This is a genomic window from Caballeronia sp. RCC_10, from assembly GCF_041360715.1.
Lineage (GTDB): Bacteria > Pseudomonadota > Gammaproteobacteria > Burkholderiales > Burkholderiaceae > Caballeronia > Caballeronia grimmiae.
This window is the reverse complement of record NZ_JBFUPT010000089.1, coordinates 1-3,293: the sequence shown is the minus strand read 5'-3', so window position 1 is coordinate 3,293 and position 3,293 is coordinate 1. Positions and strand designations below refer to the sequence as shown.

General features: G+C 58.0%; 3 protein-coding genes and 2 pseudogenes. 4 read left to right on the top strand and 1 reads right to left on the bottom strand.

All coding sequences use genetic code 11. The annotated features are described in order from the left end of the window. Positions 1 to 115: 115 nt before the first annotated feature. From AB6804_RS31670 to AB6804_RS31660, 3 genes are all read left to right on the top strand, one after another. Positions 116 to 382: a hypothetical protein gene (locus AB6804_RS31670; RefSeq protein ID WP_370889807.1), complete on the top strand. Its 267-nt coding sequence runs from the start codon at positions 116 to 118 to the stop codon at positions 380 to 382. Next, entirely contained in the window at positions 383 to 1,057 is a 675-nt protein-coding gene (locus AB6804_RS31665; protein WP_370889806.1) for a YdcF family protein, read from the top strand. A 744-nt stretch (positions 1,058 to 1,801) separates the two neighbouring features. Next, positions 1,802 to 2,122 (top strand): hypothetical protein, encoded by a 321-nt coding sequence (locus AB6804_RS31660; protein WP_370889805.1) that lies wholly within the window; start codon positions 1,802 to 1,804, stop codon positions 2,120 to 2,122. Positions 2,123 to 2,203: 81 nt separating this feature from the next. Here the strand turns inward: AB6804_RS31660 and AB6804_RS31655 are convergent. Further along, positions 2,204 to 2,446, bottom strand: a pseudogene (locus AB6804_RS31655) (transposase); the annotation flags it as partial. A gap of 502 nt (positions 2,447 to 2,948) precedes the next feature. On the opposite strand from AB6804_RS31655, the pseudogene AB6804_RS31650 reads away from it, so the two are divergent. After that, positions 2,949 to 3,221 (top strand): annotated as a pseudogene (locus tag AB6804_RS31650) (transposase); the annotation flags it as partial. Positions 3,222 to 3,293 lie beyond the last annotated feature (72 nt).

The following is a 3,293-nucleotide window of genomic DNA, read 5'->3' as shown; positions in this document are numbered from 1 at the left end:
CAAATCGGCAGCTTGATGACCCCGGCGCTTCCACTTATAAACTCGATCTAACTGTCCGAACCAACGGCGCCACCTCTAAGGACTTGTTTTTCTGACTAAGTGGACACTCAAGCGGTTGCTGAGCAAAGACGCGCACGCCTACACCTTCGATGAGCTCGTATACGCGACGCTCGGTCGGATGGATCGCGTGAAGCGCAACGAGCATAAGGGCTTCGACTATGCTGCACTCGTGCGGCAAATGCGGAAGTATTTTGACATCGTCGAGGTGTCGGGGCATCCGTTCGGCTTTCTGCCCGCACGCTTGTGCTTCAGCATCGGCATCATCGCGAAGCCGAAGCAGGCGTCGACCAGTGCGGACATGAAGGCGAGCGGTGCAACCTGAATGATGCTTCGTGGATACCGCCGCTTGCCCTGGCTCGCGGCGGCGGCCCTGCTTGCCGTCCTTTGGTTGATTGGCTCGGGCATATGGGACGCCGCTCCCTCTGGCGGCGATGAGGATCCGCTGCGGGTGCAACAAGAACGGGTTGTCATCGTGCTGCTCAGCGCCGGCGCCGACCGCGCGTCGATGGATCGACCATGGACTCCTACGCGCGATGCGTTCTTCCGCATCCAGAAGACCGCTGATGTCTACCACGCCTGCGCGCGGGGCGGACGGTATTGCACGGTCATTGTCAGCGGAGGCGATCCTGATCGGCAAGGCATCTCCGACGCGCAGCTCTATCGGCCGTGGCTCATCTCGTTGGGCGTCGATTCGCGCGACGTCGAGCTTGAAACGCGCAGCGCCAACACGCACGAAAATGCACGGTACGTGAGCCTCATTCTGCGTGACATGCGCTGCGATCGCGTGATTCTCGTCACATCGGCTTATCACATGCGCCGCGCGCGGCTCAACTTTCAAGGATTCGGTGTGTCGACGCAACCCGCCCCTGCCTACGCGGATAGCGCCGTTGCCTCGCTCATTCCCCGGCGAAGAAACTTCCTCGTGGCGTGTCACCGTCTGCACGAGGCAATGGGCATCGCGCAGTACTGGGTGTTCCGATGGGTGGGCATTTACTAGGCGTTAGGGTGCTGCCGTCCCTGTGCCCACCCTCGGACGTTCGCTCAATCGTTTAATAAGACCAAAATTAGCCAACTCTCAACATCGCACATGCGGTGCTGGCGACCCGCTTTTATCGCGGACCGCCCAGATACGATTCGCAGCATATCAGCGTCGACTTGGGCCGTCTAACTTAACCACCGTAGTCCGAAGCGACGCACAATCGTCAAATGGCATGTTAACGTATCGGCGCGGAAAGACGACGCACCGTACCGTCGCCCCCGAGCGTCACGGTGGGGCAACTGTCGCCCACTCACCTATCGCTTTGTAATTTCTTAAACTGATATGTAGTCCAAACGCTCTTGATTACGTGAACTGTCGCTGCGGAGGAAGCGCTTTTCAGCATGCTTTTCTACTGACGCAACGTCGCTCTCTCAAACGACGCAATGCGTCTGCCCACTTCTGGCTTGGTCAGGGACGCTGTTGAAAGAACGTTCGACCAGCTTTCCGGAAATGCAACAATCGGGAAAATCACCTTGCAAACTCGGTGGATCCACATAACATCACTGAAAGCGTAAGCGCGGACCATGCTTGGCGCTTCAGCCCTTATGAACATATTAATCGTCACGACGAAGTAATCGAAGCGAAGACAGATTGGTGTTGCTGCGCCATAGGTACGTCGTTTTGCTGCGACGGCTCTCCCTCAGACGACGCTTACACGTCGCGTGCCGTTGCTAGTATCAATTCCTATTCATGGAAGGCGACATGCATAGCAAATTGGTGGAAGGCGCCGAGACGTCGGCGTTAGACGCGCAGATTGTCCAGTTCATTTCGGAATATCCGTGTGGCGCGCCGCCTCACATGAAGATGTCCGTGGCGATCAGGAACGAGGCCGGAGAGTTGTATCGACTCATCATTGCGGATGGCATTGTCGAACTTATTCGTGTCGACAAGTTTCTGAGTGGGATGGGTTGCATCGAAGAATTCGCCGGCGATTTCGACGCGCTGTTTCAGGTGCCTGCAGATAAGGCGAGAGCGCGCGCCGGGCAACGGCTGTCCAGCGAAGGGGTTGAAAGTAGGCGATGACTGGAGTTGCCCCTGTAACTCAGGACACGCGGACACTGTTAGGTTGATGAGACCGCAGCGCGTCTAAACTCGCGAGGCGAGCGGCACAACGGATTCACCTGCCTTCACCGCCGCCAGACTGCCTTCCTGGTATTGCTTGCGCCAGCCAAACACCTGGTTGGCGTTGACGCCGTGCCGGCGTGCCACGCCCGACACGGACGCTCCTGGCTCCAGTGTTGCCTGCACGATGGCGATTTTTTCCTGCGCGGTGCGCCGACGACGGCGCTCCGGCTCGCTCAGAATTTCGATGGATTCCACGTAATGACTAGGCTTACTGTTAGACACAAGACTATCCCTTATTTTAAGAGCGTCCTTGTGTCCTCAGATACGTGGGGCCGCTCCAATGACATGCAAATGTATCTAGCGCACACTGGAACCTCCGCAGACCCGGTTCTAGTATGACTCCGAGACCACCAGCGGCACGGACCGCAGCTTTTTGCGCCGCATCGCCGGGCCCATTGAAACGGGCCGCGAGTCAGTGAGCGAGCTGCCGGACACCTTCTGACAGTAAGAGGCACCCGGTCATGAACCCGGGGCCGTCACGCAGCCCGGCGTTGCTACTCCGACGTGCCCTTGCCAAACCTATCGCACCAACACCATATTGTCCCGTATGTCAAGGTCACACCGCGCTCAGAGAACAGTTGCTCGACGTCGCGCAAGCTCATCTGAAAGCGGCAATACCGACGCGGATGACCTCGGCCGGGAAACGGTGACCCAGGATAACCTCCAGGTAGTCCAAGTTTTAGTCCGCACCCCGGAGTGGATCACTATTACTTTGCGCCCAACACCACCAAGAATGGTATGCATCCTTGACCGCTTACACGCACACTTTTGTTACCATAACGAGCAAATCGCCGCGTTGGACAGGGAAATGGGGCGCCAGCTTGCCGATGATGATCTCGGCACTCGCCTGATGACAATGCCCGCAGTTGGCCCCATTACTGCCAGTCTGCTTGCCGCTGAAATGGGCGACGGCAAGCAATACGGTGGCAGCCGGGACGTTGCCGCGTCAATCGGACTCGTCCCTCGTCAGTACAGTACCGGTGGTCGAGCCAGAGTTAATGTCAATTGTGGTGTTTGCAAGGCGCGGCCTGATCAGGCGGCAAGCGGTTGCTGAGCCGGTGTGCTGTCG